The organism is Natrinema sp. H-ect1 (assembly GCF_041821105.1).
GTDB lineage: Archaea > Halobacteriota > Halobacteria > Halobacteriales > Natrialbaceae > Natrinema > Natrinema thermotolerans.
Genome location: NZ_JBGUBA010000001.1, coordinates 222,903 through 238,999, shown reverse-complemented (window position 1 = coordinate 238,999; position 16,097 = coordinate 222,903). Strand labels below are relative to the sequence as shown.

Annotated in this window: 16 protein-coding genes and 1 tRNA gene; 8 read left to right on the top strand and 9 right to left on the bottom strand. The window is 64.7% G+C overall.

The window, feature by feature from the left end; all coding sequences use genetic code 11:
• The first annotated feature begins 65 nt into the window (after positions 1 to 65).
• Entirely contained in the window at positions 66 to 1,307 is a 1,242-nt protein-coding gene (locus ACERIM_RS01230; protein ID WP_049964493.1) for an acyl-CoA dehydrogenase family protein, read from the top strand.
• 227 nt (positions 1,308 to 1,534) lie between these two features.
• Here the strand turns inward: ACERIM_RS01230 and ACERIM_RS01225 are convergent.
• Both ACERIM_RS01225 and ACERIM_RS01220 read right to left on the bottom strand, forming a co-directional pair.
• Positions 1,535 to 1,607, bottom strand: a tRNA-Arg gene (locus tag ACERIM_RS01225).
• A 16-nt stretch (positions 1,608 to 1,623) separates the two neighbouring features.
• A complete protein-coding gene (locus ACERIM_RS01220) occupies positions 1,624 to 1,935 on the bottom strand; it encodes a twin-arginine translocase TatA/TatE family subunit (RefSeq protein WP_049964492.1) in 312 nt (103 codons plus the stop codon).
• Between the two features lie 230 nt (positions 1,936 to 2,165).
• On the opposite strand from ACERIM_RS01220, the gene ACERIM_RS01215 reads away from it, so the two are divergent.
• Together ACERIM_RS01215 and ACERIM_RS01210 are read left to right on the top strand one after the other, a co-directional pair.
• Entirely contained in the window at positions 2,166 to 2,645 is a 480-nt protein-coding gene (locus ACERIM_RS01215) for a redoxin domain-containing protein (protein ID WP_006181837.1), read from the top strand.
• A gap of 51 nt (positions 2,646 to 2,696) precedes the next feature.
• A complete protein-coding gene (locus ACERIM_RS01210) occupies positions 2,697 to 3,512 on the top strand; it encodes an HD domain-containing protein (protein WP_373630815.1) in 816 nt (271 codons plus the stop codon).
• 254 nt (positions 3,513 to 3,766) lie between these two features.
• Here the strand turns inward: ACERIM_RS01210 and ACERIM_RS01205 are convergent, their stop codons facing one another.
• On the bottom strand, positions 3,767 to 3,991 hold the full coding sequence (locus ACERIM_RS01205) for a MarR family transcriptional regulator (protein WP_373630813.1): 225 nt from the start codon (positions 3,989 to 3,991) through the stop codon (positions 3,767 to 3,769).
• A gap of 263 nt (positions 3,992 to 4,254) precedes the next feature.
• Between ACERIM_RS01205 and ACERIM_RS01200 the strand changes: the two genes are divergently transcribed.
• Positions 4,255 to 4,449, top strand: a complete 195-nt coding sequence (locus ACERIM_RS01200) for a XapX domain-containing protein (RefSeq protein ID WP_373630812.1) — start codon at positions 4,255 to 4,257, stop codon at positions 4,447 to 4,449.
• Between the two features lie 31 nt (positions 4,450 to 4,480).
• Here ACERIM_RS01200 and ACERIM_RS01195 read toward each other — a convergent pair whose 3' ends face one another.
• From ACERIM_RS01195 to ACERIM_RS01170, 6 genes are all read right to left on the bottom strand, one after another.
• The gene (locus ACERIM_RS01195) at positions 4,481 to 4,642 is read right to left on the bottom strand and encodes a hypothetical protein (protein WP_158413748.1); all 162 of its coding nucleotides are present in this window, start codon (positions 4,640 to 4,642) and stop codon (positions 4,481 to 4,483) included.
• Positions 4,643 to 4,722: 80 nt separating this feature from the next.
• Positions 4,723 to 6,561, bottom strand: a complete 1,839-nt coding sequence (locus tag ACERIM_RS01190; RefSeq protein ID WP_006648998.1) for an FAD-binding protein — start codon at positions 6,559 to 6,561, stop codon at positions 4,723 to 4,725.
• A 2-nt stretch (positions 6,562 to 6,563) separates the two neighbouring features.
• Entirely contained in the window at positions 6,564 to 7,436 is an 873-nt protein-coding gene (locus ACERIM_RS01185) for a succinate dehydrogenase/fumarate reductase iron-sulfur subunit (RefSeq protein WP_373630810.1), read from the bottom strand.
• 1 nt (position 7,437) lies between these two features.
• Positions 7,438 to 7,803: a succinate dehydrogenase hydrophobic membrane anchor subunit gene (locus tag ACERIM_RS01180; RefSeq protein WP_373630809.1), complete on the bottom strand. Its 366-nt coding sequence runs from the start codon at positions 7,801 to 7,803 to the stop codon at positions 7,438 to 7,440.
• Positions 7,803 to 8,231 (bottom strand): succinate dehydrogenase, cytochrome b556 subunit, encoded by a 429-nt coding sequence (gene sdhC / locus ACERIM_RS01175; protein ID WP_006648996.1) that lies wholly within the window; start codon positions 8,229 to 8,231, stop codon positions 7,803 to 7,805. Before sdhC ends, ACERIM_RS01180 begins: the two co-directional genes overlap by 1 nt.
• Positions 8,232 to 8,388: 157 nt before the next feature.
• Positions 8,389 to 9,471, bottom strand: a complete 1,083-nt coding sequence (locus ACERIM_RS01170; RefSeq protein WP_006648995.1) for a succinylglutamate desuccinylase/aspartoacylase family protein — start codon at positions 9,469 to 9,471, stop codon at positions 8,389 to 8,391.
• Positions 9,472 to 9,655: 184 nt separating this feature from the next.
• Here ACERIM_RS01170 and ACERIM_RS01165 point away from each other — a divergent pair, with 184 nt between their 5' ends.
• From ACERIM_RS01165 to katG, 4 genes are all read left to right on the top strand, one after another.
• Entirely contained in the window at positions 9,656 to 10,408 is a 753-nt protein-coding gene (locus ACERIM_RS01165) for a GNAT family N-acetyltransferase (protein WP_006648994.1), read from the top strand.
• Between the two features lie 288 nt (positions 10,409 to 10,696).
• The gene (locus ACERIM_RS01160; protein ID WP_373630806.1) at positions 10,697 to 12,166 is read left to right on the top strand and encodes a flippase; all 1,470 of its coding nucleotides are present in this window, start codon (positions 10,697 to 10,699) and stop codon (positions 12,164 to 12,166) included.
• A gap of 81 nt (positions 12,167 to 12,247) precedes the next feature.
• Positions 12,248 to 13,591 (top strand): RimK family alpha-L-glutamate ligase, encoded by a 1,344-nt coding sequence (locus ACERIM_RS01155; protein ID WP_006648992.1) that lies wholly within the window; start codon positions 12,248 to 12,250, stop codon positions 13,589 to 13,591.
• Between the two features lie 334 nt (positions 13,592 to 13,925).
• Positions 13,926 to 16,064 (top strand): catalase/peroxidase HPI, encoded by a 2,139-nt coding sequence (gene katG / locus ACERIM_RS01150; protein ID WP_049964481.1) that lies wholly within the window; start codon positions 13,926 to 13,928, stop codon positions 16,062 to 16,064.
• Positions 16,065 to 16,097: the final 33 nt, after the last annotated feature.

Genomic DNA, 16,097 nt, shown 5'->3' with positions numbered 1-16,097 from the left:
GGGGGTAGTTGTGATCGCGTGGGTGTTCTCCAAACCCTTAGCCGTCGATCGGGGGTATCCCAACTATGCGCTACAATGACAGTGACCAAGCACGCGAGGTCGCATCGCGTGCCAACGACTTGATGGAGGAGGTCGTCCTGCCGATCGAACGCGAACGAGCCGGGGGGATGGCCGTCTCGAGCGGTACCATCGCGGAACTCCGCGAGGCCGCCCGCGAGTACGACGTCTACGCACCACAGATCCCCGAGGAGTACGGCGGCATGGGGCTTTCCTTCCGCGACTCGCTCCCGGCCTTCGAAGAAGCGGGCCGGAGTCTGCTCGGCCAGATCGCGATGCGGGTCGACGCTCCCGACGAAGGGAACATGCACCTACTCGAACTGGCCGGCGACGAGTTACAGAAAGAGACCTACCTCGAGCCGCTCGTCCAGGGAGAGATCAAGTCCGGCTTCTCGATGACCGAGCCGATGCAGGGTGCGGGCTCGGACCCGAAGATGATCCAGACGACCGCCGAAAAAGACGGCGACGAGTGGGTCATCGACGGCCATAAGTGGTGGACGACGCAGGGCGTTGAGGCCGACGTGCTGATCGTCCTCGCCCGAACCGACCCCGAGGCTCATCCCTACGAGGCCTGTTCGCTCTTTCTCGTTCCCGCCGACGCTGACGGCGTCGAGGTCATCCGCGACGTCCCACACATGGGCGGCGGCAATCACGGCACGTCCCACGCCGAGATCCGATACAAGAACGTCCGCGTTCCCGAGGAACACCTGCTGGGCGAACTGAACGAGGGCTTTACCCACGCACAGGAACGGCTCGGTCCCGCCCGACTCACGCACTGTATGCGCTACTCCGGGATGGCCCAGCGATCGCTGGACATCGCGAAGGCCTACATCAGCGAACGACGCGGCTTCGACTCGTCGCTGTCGGACAAGCAGTCGCTCCGACACCGGATCGCCGACGCCGAGACGAAACTCCATATGGCCCGGACCGGCATCCGCGACGCCGCCGACCGGATCGCCGCCGGCGACGAGGCCCGCATCCCCGTTTCCATGTGTAAGGTCTTCTCGGCCAACGTCACCCAAGACGCCATCGACCTCGCGGTACAGTGTTGCGGTGCCAACGGCATCGGGAAGGACCTCCCGCTGTCGGACTTCTACGAATCCGTCCGCCAGTTCCGCATCGTCGACGGTGCCGACGAAGTCCACCGCCGAGTCATCGCTCGCGCCGCCTTCGAAGACGTCCCCGAGGAGGAACTCGAGCCGCTGACCCGCTTTGGCGATCCGAACCGGGAACGAAGCGCCGACCACTGACAGGCCGTTCGCTGCGCCGCTTTTCGTCCGACCCCCGTCGGACCCCGCTTGCCGCCCTCTCGAGTGGCACGATCGGCTAGGGACGGACTCGTTGGTCACGGGCCGAATCCCTCCCGTGTCGTCGCCTCGAGAGTCGGCCGTCGAGGTGCGACTGGCGATCGATTTCGACCGGGATCGCCTCGAGGACGTGAACGGCAGGCGTGGCGGTTCACTCCCTGTTCGCTGTATGGGCGTGGCGGGATTCGAACCCACGATCAGAAGGTTAGGAACCTCCTGCCCTGTCCGCTAGGCCACACGCCCCGGCGGAAAAAGAACGTTAGTTGGTCTCCGTCTCGGTTCCAGACTCGGTGGTCGTCTCGTCCTCGGTGGTGACGGGCTCGGTGTCGACGAACTCCTCGTCGTCGGTGGTCTCGCCCTCACTGACGGTGCCGCCCTCGCGCATTTCTTCGAGTTCCGATTCGACCTTTTCGCGGCCCTTCTGGAACTCACCCATCGCCTCGCCGGTCGATCGCGCGAGCTTCGGGATCTTGTTCGCCCCGAAGAGCAAGACCGCGATGACGAGGATGATGGCGAGTTCCGGAGGCCCCATGCCGCCGGGGATGAACAGCGGTGTGATTTCGGCTACCATCTCTATGCGTAGCTTACCCGCTGGCAATTATAACCTTTTTGGAGCACTAAGGTAAGCATGCGGGCGCGACAGTCCGTCTGAGCGCACAGTTCGGAATTTCCACGCGAGCCGGGCCGGCCGACGCCGCACTCAACTTCCGTCGCCGACCGCGACGGGGCCTCGCTCGGATCGATCCACGTCCCGTCCGGGAGCGAAACTGTCTTTCCGGTTTGTACGTAACGATTACAACGATGGCAGCAACCGGAGACGCCGCACCCGACTTCACTGCACCGCTCGCAAACGGCGACATCGAAGAGTTCACGCTCTCTGAGCGCCTCGAGGACGAGGCACCGATCGTCCTCGCCTTCTTCCCCGGCGCGTTCACCGGTGTCTGTACCACCGAGATGTGTACGTTCCAGGACCGACTGGCCGCGTTCAACGACCTCGACGCCGCCGTCTACGGCGTCAGCCGCGACTCGCCGTTTACCCTGAACGAGTTCCGCGAGCAGAACGGCCTCGAGTTCGGCCTCATCAGCGACTACAACAAGGAGATCGTCGACGAGTACGATCTCTCGATGGACTTCGCCGACCTGGGCGTCCACGGCGTCGCCAAGCGGTCGGTATTCGTCGTCGACGGCGACGGACAGATCGCCTACTCGTGGGTCAGTGACGACCCCGGCGTCGAGCCCGACTACGACGAGGTCGAGGCCGCCGTCGAGGACCTGTCGTAACGAACCCGAGACCGTCGCAGGGCTTTTTTAGTCAGCAACCGAGGAGTACGTATGAGTGATTCTGCCGCCGCCGAGGAGCCCTACCATGTCTACACCCCAGACGACGACCACCACTTTCCCGACGGGAAACTGAACCGCGTCCTCGAGTTCGTCGAGACCGACGAGGAAATCGCGGCCTATCTCGAGGCCCAAAACATCAATGCGGTCGATCGGATGCGGTACAACGATCACGGCACCAAACACATCGAGATCGTCCGTAACCGGGCGCTGTGTCTCTACGATCTGCTCAAGGCCGGCGACGTCGACTTCAACGGCGCGCGCCAGCAAGGGCTCGCCGAGGAAGACGAGGCGGTCATCATCGCGCTGGCGGCGACCTTACACGACGTGGGCCACGTCGTCCACCGCGATAGCCACGCCTACTACTCGATCCCGCTGGCCGCCGACATCTTGGAACGGATCCTCCCGGAGTTCTACGACGTCGCCGATCGCGTCCGGATGAAAGGCGAGATCCTCCACGCGATCCTCTGTCATCACACCGCCGAGACGCCCCTGACGACCGAGGCCGGCGTCATCCGCGTCGCCGACGCGTTGGACATGGAAAGCGGGCGCTCGCGGATCCCCTACGAACACGGCGGCCGTGGGATCAATACCCTCTCGAGTCAGGCGATCAAACGCGTCTCGCTCCAGCCCGGCGATACGACGCCCGTGATGGTCGAAATCGCGATGACCAACGCCGCCGGCGTCTACCAGGTCGACAACCTCCTCAAAGCGAAACTCGAGGATTCGGGGCTCGAGGAGGAGATCCGCATCGTCGCGGTCAACACGAACGAAAACCACGAGCGGCTGGTCGAGCGGATCGAACTCTAACGAAATTTTACGCTGCGGTCTATCGCGGTCGCGGGATCGCGACCGCGATGTCCCTCGGTAAAATTTCGATCAAAAGCACTCCTCCTTCCGTTCCGGCCCGCATAGCGGGCCTTCACATCAGTCGTCGGCCCGCTCGCTCACCCTTCGGGTTCGCTCGCGGTAAGTAACGGGAAAACGCCTGCCCTTCCCCGGGTCGCGAGGTCCTCGCAACGCTCGGCCCTCGCTCCCGGCCGGTCGATGTGGCCGAGCGTCCGTTACGCGAGTTCGAACCGGCCGTCCCGTCGCTCGAGGTAGCCCCGATCCCGGAGGGTCCCCGTGATCGAGAGGACGGTCCCTTTCGTGACGGCGAGGTCGTCACAGAGGTCGTCCGCGGTCGCACCGTCGGTCGCGGCGAGATACAGGTAGACCAGTTTGGCACGGGCGGAGTCGAGGTCGGTCGGAATCGATACGGCCGGTGTCGTCGTCGCTGCTCGTGTCATACTGAACCCTGTATTTTTCGACGATAATAAATGTCGTCTACAACGATTGTCGAAACTGCGACGACGAGCGGCCGCCACTACTGTCGATATAGCATACGTCGATGGTCGAAAGTATGTTCAGACCGACTGACGGGGTCGCGATCGCGCGATCTCGAGTGTAGGCGATCGTCGTAGTAGTGTGTAGTGGTAGCGGGTGACGAAGTCACCGCGGCCGCTGAAGACGGACGGACTGCTTTTGTGGCCGGGTTCGCGAGTAATAGGAGATGTCGACCCAGCTTACCGCCCTCGCACTGCTGACCGGGCTGGTGACCGGTGCGCTGTTCCGATTTCTCAACGTCCCGATTCCGGCGCCGCCGGAACTCCCCGGTATCATGGGGATCATCGGGATCTACCTCGACTACAGGGTGGTCGAACGCGCCGGCGTCGGCGTCGACCTGCTCGAAGTGCTGGGGCTGTAGCGGTTCGACCGAGCGGCGGGGGACCGCGGCGTCAGGCCGTCGATTCGGTACTGAGGACGAACCGCATGAGTACCCAAAGCACTAGAAGAAACGCCGCGGGCGAGAACACGACCGCTACGAACAGTAGCGGGCCGGCAAGGACGGAGCCGCCGAGGAAGGCCGCGGCGACGCCGAGCAGCGAAACAGTTCCCATACGTCGCCATTAGTCGGGACAGCAATAAACGGTTCTACTCGAGGCGGCCGGATTACGCGGCGAAAACGGCGACGGCGCGGTCAGTAGCTGCGCTCTTTCGGCTCGTAGGTCTTGTTCTCGCCCTCGAGGATCACGGGGCGATAGAAGATCGACGGCGAGCCGTCGTCCCACGAGATCAGCGTGTGCTTGAGCCACTCCTCGTCCTTGCGTTCCTGGTGTTCCTTGCGCCAGTGAGCGCCGCGGAACTCGTCGCGAACCAGGGCGCCGAGCGCGATCGTCTCGGCGACGTCGATCAGGTTGCGCGTCTCGATGGTCTGCTGGAGGTCGGTGTTGAACGTCCGCGAGGGGTCGTCGACGTAGACGTCCTGGTACTCCTCGCGACACTCCCGGATGATCTCGAGGGCCTTCTTGACGCCCTCCTCGGTCCGGAAGACGTTGACGTAGTCGGTCATCGCCTGCTGGAGTTTCGCGCGGATCTCGGCGTGCTGGACGCCGTCGTCCTTGTCCATCAGGGTGTCAACGTGTTCGCGGGCGGTTTCGACCTTTCGCTGGAGGACACCCTCGGCGTCGGTGGCCATCCCGCCGTCGGCGGCGACGCTCCCGCTGGTCTCGAGGCCCGCTTTGCCGGGTGCGACCGGTAGTTCGGTGTCGGTTTCGTCCTCGACGTCGTCGCCGTAGCCGGTCCGGATCTCGGGCTCGCCGAGGTCCTCGCCGGCGGCGTGTTGGCCGGCGCGCTTGCCGAAGACGATCAGTTCCGGCAGGGCGTTGCCGCCGAGTCGGTTGCCGCCGTGGACGGAGACACAGGCACACTCGCCGGCCGCGTAGAGGCCGTCGACGCAGGTCTGGCCGTTCTCGTCGACCTCGATGCCGCCCATGGCGTAGTGCTGGCCGGGCTTGACCGGCATCGGCTCGACGAGCCCGTCGACGCCCTCGAAGTCCTCCGCGAGGTGGAGGATGTTCTCCAGCCGATCCATGATGCGCTCCTCACCGAGGTGGCGCATGTCGAGGTGGACGTACTCGTCGTCGACGCCCCGTCCTTCGCCGACCTCGGTGAGTTCCGCGCGGGCGACGACGTCGCGGCTGGCGAGTTCGCCGGAGTTGTTCGCGTAGCCGTACTCGAACATGAACCGCTCGCCCTCGCTGTTGTAGAGAATGCCGCCCTCCCCGCGGACACCCTCGGAGATCAGGACCCCCGTCGAGGGCAGCGAGGTCGGGTGGAACTGGATGAACTCCATGTCCTCGAGCGGCGCGCCGGCACGGTAGGCCATCGCGTGGCCGTCGCCGGTACAGGAGACGGCGTTGGTGGTGTGGTCGAAGGCCTGGCCGGGGCCGCCGGTCGCGAGGACGACGCCGTTGTTCGCCTTGAATCCTTCAATGTTGCCCGACTGGACGTCGTAGGCGACGACGCCGTGACACTCGCGGTCGTTGGGGTCGTCCTCGTCGGTCGTCGCCAGGTCCATGACGTACCACTCGTCGTAGACCTGAATGCCCCGTTTGACGACCTGTTCGTACATCGTATGCAGCAGGTGATGGCCCGTCTCCGCCCCGGCGTAGGTGGTCCGGGGGTAAGAGAGGCCACCGAACGGACGCTGGGAGACGGTGCCGTCGTCCTCGCGGGAGAACGGCATCCCCCAGTGTTCGAGGTTGATGGTCTCCTCGGGGGCGTTCTGGGCGAGGGTCTCGACCGCCGGTGCGTCGCCGAGGTAGTCCGAGCCTTTCATCGTGTCGTAGGCGTGGAGTTCCCAGTCGTCGCCCTCCTGTAGTGCGGCGTTGATGCCGCCCTCGGCCGCGCCGGTGTGGCTGCGGACGGGGTGGAGCTTCGTGACCATCGCCACGTCGGCTCCCGCTTCGTGCGCTGCGATCGCGGCTCGGAGGCCGGCGCCGCCAGCGCCGACCACGATGACGTCGTGTTCGTACATGGTTACCAGAATTTCAGGTTCTTCTTGACTGCCTCCCGCTTGAGCTCCTGAATGTGCTCGGTGAGCGGAATGTCCTTCGGACACACCTCGGTACAGGAGAACTGGGTCTGGCACCGCCAGACGCCGTGTTCCTGCTCGAGAATGCGGAGTCGGTGCTCCTTGATCTCCTCGCCCTCGCGGTCGTCCATCGCGAACTTGTAGGCTTTGTTGATCGCTGCCGGGCCCAGATACTCGTTGTCGCCGGCCGCGATGTTACACGAGGACATACACGCGCCACACCAGATACACCGCGAGGACATCTTGATCTTCTCGCGGTTTTCCTGGCTCTGGCGCTGTTCCTCGAGGTCATCGACCGGCGGCGTGTCCTCGTCCTGGAAGTACGGCTCGACCGTATGCATCTGGTCGTAGAAGTGGTCCATGTCGACGACCAGGTCCTTGACGACCTCCTGATGGGGCAGCGGCTCGATGCGGACCGGCTGTTCTAGATCGGAGATCTGGGTCTTGCAGCCCAGTCGCTGCTTCCCGTTGACGAAGAAGGCGTCGGAGCCACAGACGGCCTGTCGACAGGAGTGACGGAAGGTTAGCGACGAATCGTACTCGTCGCGGGCGTACATGACCGAGTCGAGGACTGTCATCCCCTTCTCGAAGGGGACGTGGAAGTCGTCGAAGCGTGGTTCCTGTTTCCCCTCGACTTCGGGGTCGTAGCGGAACACCTTGATGTGGACCGTCTCCCCCCCGAGTTCGGCGGCCTTCTCGGCGTGTTCGTCGACCATCCCGCCGCCGTTCTGCTCTTCGGCTGCCAGCGACTCCGCGCCTTTCATCGCCGGATCTTCCGGTGCTTCCTGGCTCTCGGGTTCGGCTTGTTGCGTGCTCATGTTAGATCATTCCCCGCATCGCGAGTGCGACGTAGATTCCCTGCGCGACGAGGCCGACGCCGGCGATCGTCAGCACCGCCAGCACGACCTTCTTCTGGGCCCCCTCGAGTCCCTGATTGACCAGGGCGTTGTAGACGCCGTTGACGCCGTGGAAGGCGGCGGTCACCAGGAACAGGACCATCGTGAGGAAGTACCCGATGTTCTCCATTCGGACCTGCGTCTGCATGAAGGTTACCTCGTACGCGTGGTTGACGAAGTGCAGAAGGAAGAAGTGGAACGCGAGAACGACCACGAGGAACGCGGCGGTGATGCGCTGGAGGAACCAGCCGGTGCCGCCGGGCGTGAAAGAGGAGTATCGTTCCGCCATCAGATCCCCACCCCCGTCAGGAAGGTCGGGACGCTGGCGACGGTGATCGCCCCGGTCAGCACCAGCGAGGCGTAGAAGCTCTTGTCCTGCGACTCGAGGCCGATCCCGAGATCGACCATCAGCAGGCGAAGGCCGTTCAGGATGTGGAAGACGGCCACCGCGAGCAGGCCGATCTCGAGCAGGCGGATGAGGAACAGCCCCTCGAGCCCCTGCAGCGTCGTACTGTAGATGTCGTTTTGTGCTTCGATCACGTCCGTACTTTCTCCTGCGGCGCTGATAGACGTACTCAGCACGGCGATGTGGGTGAACAGGTAGCCGATCAGCATCCACCCGGTGAACTTGTGGAAGATCCACGCCCACATGCCGGCCGAGAACTCCTTCCACCGCCCGAAGTCCTCGATGAGGCCGCGATTGTAAGACTGACTCATGCGCTCATGTGGACCGTTTGACCGCGGCGGTATAGAAGTTACTTTTATCGCTCCTGTTCATCCGTTCGGTCCGAGAGAACACGGCCAGAAACGAACGAGTTCCGTTGACATGTTCCGAAGGAGTTCGGGGAACTCCCGGCAGATGTCAGATGTTCGCTCAGTCGTCTCCCTGACGGAGGTCCGACCGTGACCGCTCGGTCGTCCGCTCGCGCTCGAGCGCGGTGAGGGTATCCGGCGAGAGCCCGACGAGATGACACAGCGGGTTCCCCGGGTAGACGACGGGGTTCTCGAGGACGCCGACGATGAGGCCGGTAAAGGGGGCCTCGACGGTGACGATGTCCTCGTCTTCCTTGAACGGGTTGGTGATGGTACAGATGACTTCGCCCTCCTCGACGAGCTGGCCGCGGCCACGTTTCATATCGACGATGCCGCCGGCGTCGGCCCGTAGCCAGGTCTTCTCGTCGTCGTCGTCGATGACGGTCCGCCAGCCGGGCCAGTGGACCGACGACTCCCGGTGAAGTCCGAACTCGGCGAGGACGCTCGCGACGCCGGTGAGTGCGCGGTCGATCAGCCGTCGCTGGAACCGGTGGGCCTCGCCCATCTCGACCGTGATCGTCGGAATCCCGGCTTCGGTTGCCTCGCGTCGGAGCGTTCCCGACGGCCCCTCGCCGGCGATGATGACGTTGGAACTGAACGCCTTGGCGAGTCTGGCGACGGTCGATCGCTCCGTGTTCGCACGGACGTGAAGCATGTTCGTCCGGCCCCGCGTCGACGTATGGAAGTCCAGCCCGAGATCGCAGGGCTCGATGAAGTTCGTGAAGATTTGGTTGGCCATCCGTCGGGCGCTGGTCGAGCCCTCGCGGCCGGGGAACGACCGGTTCAGGTCCCGATCGTAGATCGGGAGATACCGCTCCTGTGCGAGGAAGCCGGGGACGTTCATCACGGGCAGACAGACGAGCGTCCCGTGCAGTATCGAGTGGTCCCAGTCGTGGGCCACCTCCCGGACGACCTCGATCCCGTTGAGTTCGTCGCCGTGGGCCGCCGCCGAGAGAAACACCGTGGGCCCCGGATGCTCGCCGTTGACCACCGTCACGGGAATCCTGACGGGATCGCCGAGATACGTCTCGCTGATGCCGTATCGAATGTTCGCCGATTCGCCCGGATCGACGCGGCCGCCGTTGTAGGTAAACGCCTCGGTGGCCGCCTCGTCGGGAGGGTCGCTCGTCGCGTCGTCGCTCATATCACGTTCTCCGGGAGCAGCGACGTGAATGTTCCCCCTCGGACCGCCTCGAGCCTCGACGCTCGATCGACCGTGACTGCCCAGTGCCAGTTTTCCCGGAGAAAAGCCGTTTCCCTCGAACAACGTCTACCAGCGACTGGGAGCGTGGGCATACGTTTTGTATCTGGCAGTAGTATGGATGCTCATGAAGATCCGAGAGGCAACCGATTCGGACGCCGAAGCGATTCGGACGATCGCCCGCGACTCGCTGGGTTCGACGTACACTGACTTCCTCGAGACCGAGACCATCGACGAGGCCGTCGAACAGTGGTACGGTGACCCGCTCGCGGACGAACTCGCGGACGACCGGACGCTGTTCTTGCTCGTCGAACGCGACGGTGAACTCGCGGGCTTTTCCCAGAGCGAACTGGTCGGCCAGCGGGCCAACACCGGCCGACTGCTCTGGCTCCACGTCCACCCGGACCACCGCGGCGATGGGACGGGTGTGCGCCTGCTGGTTCGCACCCGCGAGCGACTCCTCGAGGAGGGGGCCGACGGGATCCAGTGTTTCGTCCTCGCGGACAACGAGGGCGGCAACGAGTTCTACCGCAGTCACGGCTTCGAGCAGGCGGGCCAGCGCGAGGTCGAGATCGGCTCGGAAACGTTCACCGAGAACGTCTACGTCGAGGCCGACCTCGAGGACGAGGGCGAGTGGGGGACGGTCGACGAACTGACCGTCGACGGCGAGACGGTCTACGTGAGCTACGGCGAGGCCGCCAGAGGATCGCAGGCACCGTTTTACGTGGCGTACAGCGACGACGACCGCAACGACCACTACGCCTGGTTCTGCGGAAACTGCGATTCGATCGACAACGCCATGGACGCGATGGGGCGCATCGAGTGTAACGAGTGTGGCAACCGCCGCAAGGCGACCCGCTGGGACTCCTCGTACCTCTGAGCAGGTTCCGGGAGGCGTTCACCGACGGCGTTTTCTTCGCTTCGCCCGGTCGAGTTCGACCCCCGTAGGCGGTCCTTTCCGCGGTTTACAGTCGGTTACGGGTCCCACACTCTCGACCGGGCGTTCTCGGTCCGATCGGGCCCCGCCGCGTGACCCCGACATCGCCGTGGCTGTTGTCCATCCCTTCGGACTGTTGGCTCCCCATTACAATTGTGCGATCCCTCGAGTCGTCAGTCAGTGGGTCGCTGCCGGGTCGGTCGGCAGCGCCGCGTGTCTCCGTCGGCTACTATGAACAGGGAGGATCACATCGTCCACGGCTTCAAGGCAACGCTCGTCGCGCGCGGGATCTACATGCTCTCGAGCGCGCTGTTGATGTTCGTACTGGCGCGGTACCTGCTGGACCCGGACGGGTACGGCGCGCTCTACTGGGCGATCGGGGTGTTGGCGATCGTCCAGCTGTTCGCGGATCTGGGGCTGTCCCGGTCGGTCGCACGGTACATCTCCGAGTACCGCGAGACCGACCCCGGGCAGGTCCCCCACCTCCTCGAGACGACGATCACGGTCAAAGTAATCCTGCTCGCGGTCGTCGGCTACGTCCTGTTGGTCTACCACGAGTGGCTCGCGACCGCGCTCGGCGAGCCGGGGGCGGCCCCGTTCCTCGCGGCCGGCGTCGTCTATCTCGTGGTCTTCTCCGCGAGTACCTTCTCCCAGGTCGCCTTGCAGGGCTTTAATCATCTGGGCTACAGCGCGATCGTGCAAGCGATCAGCGGCGCGGGGCGGCTGCTCTTTGCCGTCGGGTTCGTCCTTGCGGGCTTCGGTGCGCTCGGTGCCTTCTTCGGCTACGTCGTCGGATATGCCATCGCCGGGGCCGTCGGGATCGGCATCCTCTACTACGGCTTCTACGCCCGTCACGACGCCGACGCGGAGTACGAGGACGGGCTCTCGAAACGGTTGCTCGAGTACAGCCTCCCGCTGACGGCGACCCGGAGCGCGAACGTCATCGACAAGCAGATCGACATCGTGCTGGTCGGGATCTTTCTGAACCCCGCCGCGGTCGCGTTCTACACGCTGGCCAAACAGATCACCGACTTCGTCCTCGCGCCCGCCGAGTCGCTCGGCTTTACGATCTCGCCGAACTTCGGCGAGCAGAAGGCTGCCGACCAGCTCGAGGAGGCCAAACGGATCTACGAGACCTCGCTGACGAACGTCCTGCTGCTCTACATCCCGGCGGCGGTCGGGCTGGCGATCGTCGCCGAGCCGTTCCTGACGATGGTGATCGGGGAGAGCTACGCCGGTGCGGTCCCCGTGTTGCAGGTACTCGCCGGCTTCGTCGTGTTGCAGGCGATCACGAACCTGACCAGTGACAGTCTGGATTACCTCGGCCGCGCTCGCGCTCGTGCCGTTGCGAAGGGCGGCACGGCGGTCACCAACTTCGGACTGAACATCGTCCTGATCCCAGCGATCGGGGTCGTCGGTGCGGCGATCGCGACGGTGGCGACCCACTCGGTCTACGTCGCGGTGAACCTCTATATCGTCCACACCGAACTCGGCCTGAACGTTCGGCGGCTTGCCCGGACGACCGGAATGATCTGTGGGATAACGGGCGTGATGGGCGTGGCCGTGTTGCTGGTGACGCCGCTGGTCTCGAACCTGCTGATGCTGTTCGGCGCGATCGCAGTGGGAGCCATCACGTGGGGTGCGCTGGCGGTGCTGAGCGGGCTGGTCGATCCGGGGCAGGTCCGATCGGTCATCGGGTGACGTCGACGCGACCGATCACTACAGACGACTGTCAGTTAGAGAACTATCAATACTTATCCGCCGTCTCGGTGTCGGTTCCGTATGGCCGTTTCCGATCCCGTTACTGTCGGGGTACTGAGTCTGCATACGAGCAAGGAAACCAAAGCGATTCTTAACGCCGCCGAGGACCTCGGCCACGACACCGAGTGGCTCCGCGCCGAAAACACGTCCGTCAGCGTCACGGATGGCACTCCCGTCCTCGAGCCTGACGTCGACGTGATCGCCAACCGGATGCTGCTGTCGAACACCGAACAGCCAGCGGAGGAACTGGGGCTCGCGAACACCTTTACCCAGCTCGTGCCGATGCTCAACGAGCCGAACACGGTGTTGACCGCGATCCACAAGCTGTCGACGGCGACCGCGCTGGCGTCCAACGAGATCCGGACGCCGGACGTGACGCTCGCGCTCAGCGGCGACCGGCTGAACGCCGCACGGGAGCGGTACGGCGAAGAGGCCGTGTACAAGACCGCGATCGGAACCCACGGCGGGGGGACCTGGAAGGTCGGCCCCGACGACCCGATCAACGCGAAGGTCGGCAACCGCTATGCCTTTCTGCAGGAACTCGTCGATCAGGAGGACGTCCGTCACCGTGACCTACGGGTGTACGTCGTCGGCGGCGAGGTCGTCGCCGCGATGTATCGCTACGCGCCGGACAACGACTGGCGAACGAACGTCGCGCTCGGGGGCTCCGTCGAGGACGCGACCGACGACCTCCCCGAGGAGGCCGCCGAGATGGCACGGCAGGCGGCCGGCGTCGTCGGTCTCGACTACGCCGGCGTCGACCTCGTCGAGGGCGACGACGGCTGGTACGTCCTCGAGGTCAACCCGACGGCGGGGTTCAAGGGACTCTACGAGGCGACGCAGGTGAGCCCGGCCCCCTACATCGCAAAGCTGGCGATCGAGCGCGCCGGCGGCGAGGTCGACGACGATCGCGTGCGTGACATCGCGAACGTCCTCGACGACTCCCGACCGACGGCCCAGCCGCCGGACACGGTGGCGTCGGCGACGGAGCCGGCGGTAATCGGCTACACCGAGGAGGTCGTTCTCTCGGGCACGAGCGGTTCGAAGACGATACTGGCAAAATCCGACACGGGCGCGACACGGACGAGCATCGACACCGGGCTGGCCGCCGACATCGGTGCCGGCCCGATCAAGTCCATCACTCGCGTCCGCTCGGGCAGCAGCAAGCAATCGAAGAGCCGCCCCGTCGTCGACGTCGTCGTCGGCGTCGGCGGGAACCAACACACCGTCACGGCAAGCGTCGAGGACCGCAGCCACATGGACTACCCCGTCATCCTCGGCCGGGACATCCTCGAGAACTATCAGGTCGACGTGAGCCGCCGGATCGACGGCGACGTGCCAGACACGCCCGAAGAAGAGGAGTAACTGTCCTGTCGCCCGCGGGCGGCCCACTGCGGTAGCTGCCCGTCACAGGTTTCGATCATCGATGTATATCCTCGTCACCGTCGTCCGTCCCCGATCGGGATCGGTCTCGAGACGGCGATCGTCTTTCTCCGCGACGGACGACCCGTACTGAGTAGCGGTCGACAAGACGTGGTACGGCTCCGCCGGCCGGACACACGTCCCGTTCCCACACGGTTCAACACGATATGCGATATTGTTTTGCTATATCGGAAACTATCTGCCGTGGAAGCAAAAGTGGAACTTGTATTCGGTACATATATTATTCCCCAATCCGTTTTCCAAACCGTACGAATACATGAGCGACAACAAACGGAACCGGAACCACGAGTGGTGGCCGAATCGGTTGAACCTGGACGTTCTCGACCAGAACGCCGAAGCCGTCGGTCCGTACGACGACGACTTCGATTACGCCGAGGAGTTCCAGAAACTCGACCTCGAAGAGGTCAAAGCCGACCTCAAGGACCTGATGACGTCCTCACAGGACTGGTGGCCGGCTGACTACGGCCACTACGGGCCGCTATTCATCCGGATGGCCTGGCACAGCGCCGGGACGTACCGCACTACCGACGGCCGCGGCGGTGCCTCTGGCGGGACCCAGCGTTTCGCGCCGCTCAACAGCTGGCCCGACAACGGCAACCTCGACAAGGCACGCCGACTGCTCGAGCCGATCAAGCAGAAGTACGGCCGGAAGCTCTCGTGGGCCGATCTGATCGTCCTCGCCGGGAATACCGCCCTCGAGTCGATGGGGATGCAGACGCTCGGCTGGGCCGGCGGCCGCGAGGACGTGTTCGAGCCCGACGAGGCCGTCTACTGGGGGCCGGAAACAGAGTGGGAGGCCCCGCAGGACCAGCGCTTCGACGAGGACGACGAACTCGAGGAGCCGCTGGGCGCGACCGTGATGGGGCTCATTTACGTCGACCCTGAGGGGCCGGACGGCAACCCCGAGCCGCTCGAGTCGGCAAAGCGGATCCGCCAGGCGTTCGGTCGCATGGCGATGGACGACGAGGAGACGGCCGCCCTCATCGCCGGCGGACACACGTTCGGCAAGTCCCACGGCGCCGAGAACGACGACATGGGTCCCGCGCCCGAGGCGGCCCCGATCGAGGAGCAGGGCCTCGGCTGGCCCGACTCCGGCAAGGGTTCGGAGACGACCACGAGCGGCATCGAGGGCGCATGGAACCAGTGGCCGACGATGTGGGACACTTCCTACCTCGACAACCTGCTCGACTACGAGTGGGAACTCACCGAGAGCCCCCTGGGCGCGAACCAGTGGCAGCCCGTCGAGGAGGAGGCCTACGACACCGTCCCGGACGCCCACGATCCCTCGGAGAAGCACGCCCCCATGATGATGACGACCGACGTCGCCCTCAAGCGGGATCCGGAGTTCCGGGAGATCATCGAGAACTTCCGCGACAACCCCCCGGAGTTCCTGGACGCCTTCGCGCGGGCATGGTACAAGCTGATCCACCGCGACATGGGCCCGCCGGAGCGGTTCCTCGGTCCCGATGTCCCCGAGGAAACGTTCGTCTGGCAAGACCCCGTCCCCGATGCCGACTACGAACTGATCGGCGACGAGGAGATCGACCAGCTCAAAGCGGAGATCCTCGAGTCGGAGCTGTCCGTCTCCGAACTGGTTACGACCGCCTGGGCGGCCGCGTCGACCTACCGCGACAGCGACAAACGCGGCGGTGCGAACGGCGCTCGCATCCGCCTCGAACCCCAGCGCAGCTGGGAAGTCAACGAGCCGGCCCAACTCGAGACCGTCCTCGAGACCTACGAGGGGATTCAGGAGGAATTCAACGCTGCTCGAGACGACGACGTACGCGTCTCGCTGGCCGACCTCATCGTGCTGGGTGGCAACGCAGCCGTCGAGCAGGCCGCGGCTGACGCCGGCTACGACGTGGAGATCCCGTTCGAACCCGGTCGGACCGACGCCACGCAGGACCAGACCGACGAGGAATCGGTCGAGGCGCTCAAACCGGAAATCGACGGGTTCCGTAACTACTTCGGCGGCGAGTACGACGGGCCGGCCGAGGACCTGCTGGTCGACCACGCCGACCTGCTTGACCTAACGGCCTCGGAGATGACCGTACTGGTCGGCGGCATGCGCGCGCTGGACGCCAACTACCAGGACTCCGACCTCGGCGTCTTCACCGACGAGCCGGAAACGCTGACCAACGACTTCTTCCAGACCCTGCTCGACATGGGCTACGAGTGGGAGCAGGCCTCGGAGGGCGAGGAGATCTACGAACTGCGCGACCGCGAGACGGGCGACGTCGAGTGGACCGGCTCGCGCGTGGATCTCATCTTCGGTTCGAACTCCCGGCTGCGGGCCATCGCGGACGTCTACGCGAGCGAGGAGGAAACGTTCGTCGAGGACTTCGTCGATGCCTGGCACACGGTCATGACCAACGACCGCTTCGACCTCGAGTGATCGAGCGCTCGCGCCGTCGCTGACGAACCGCCG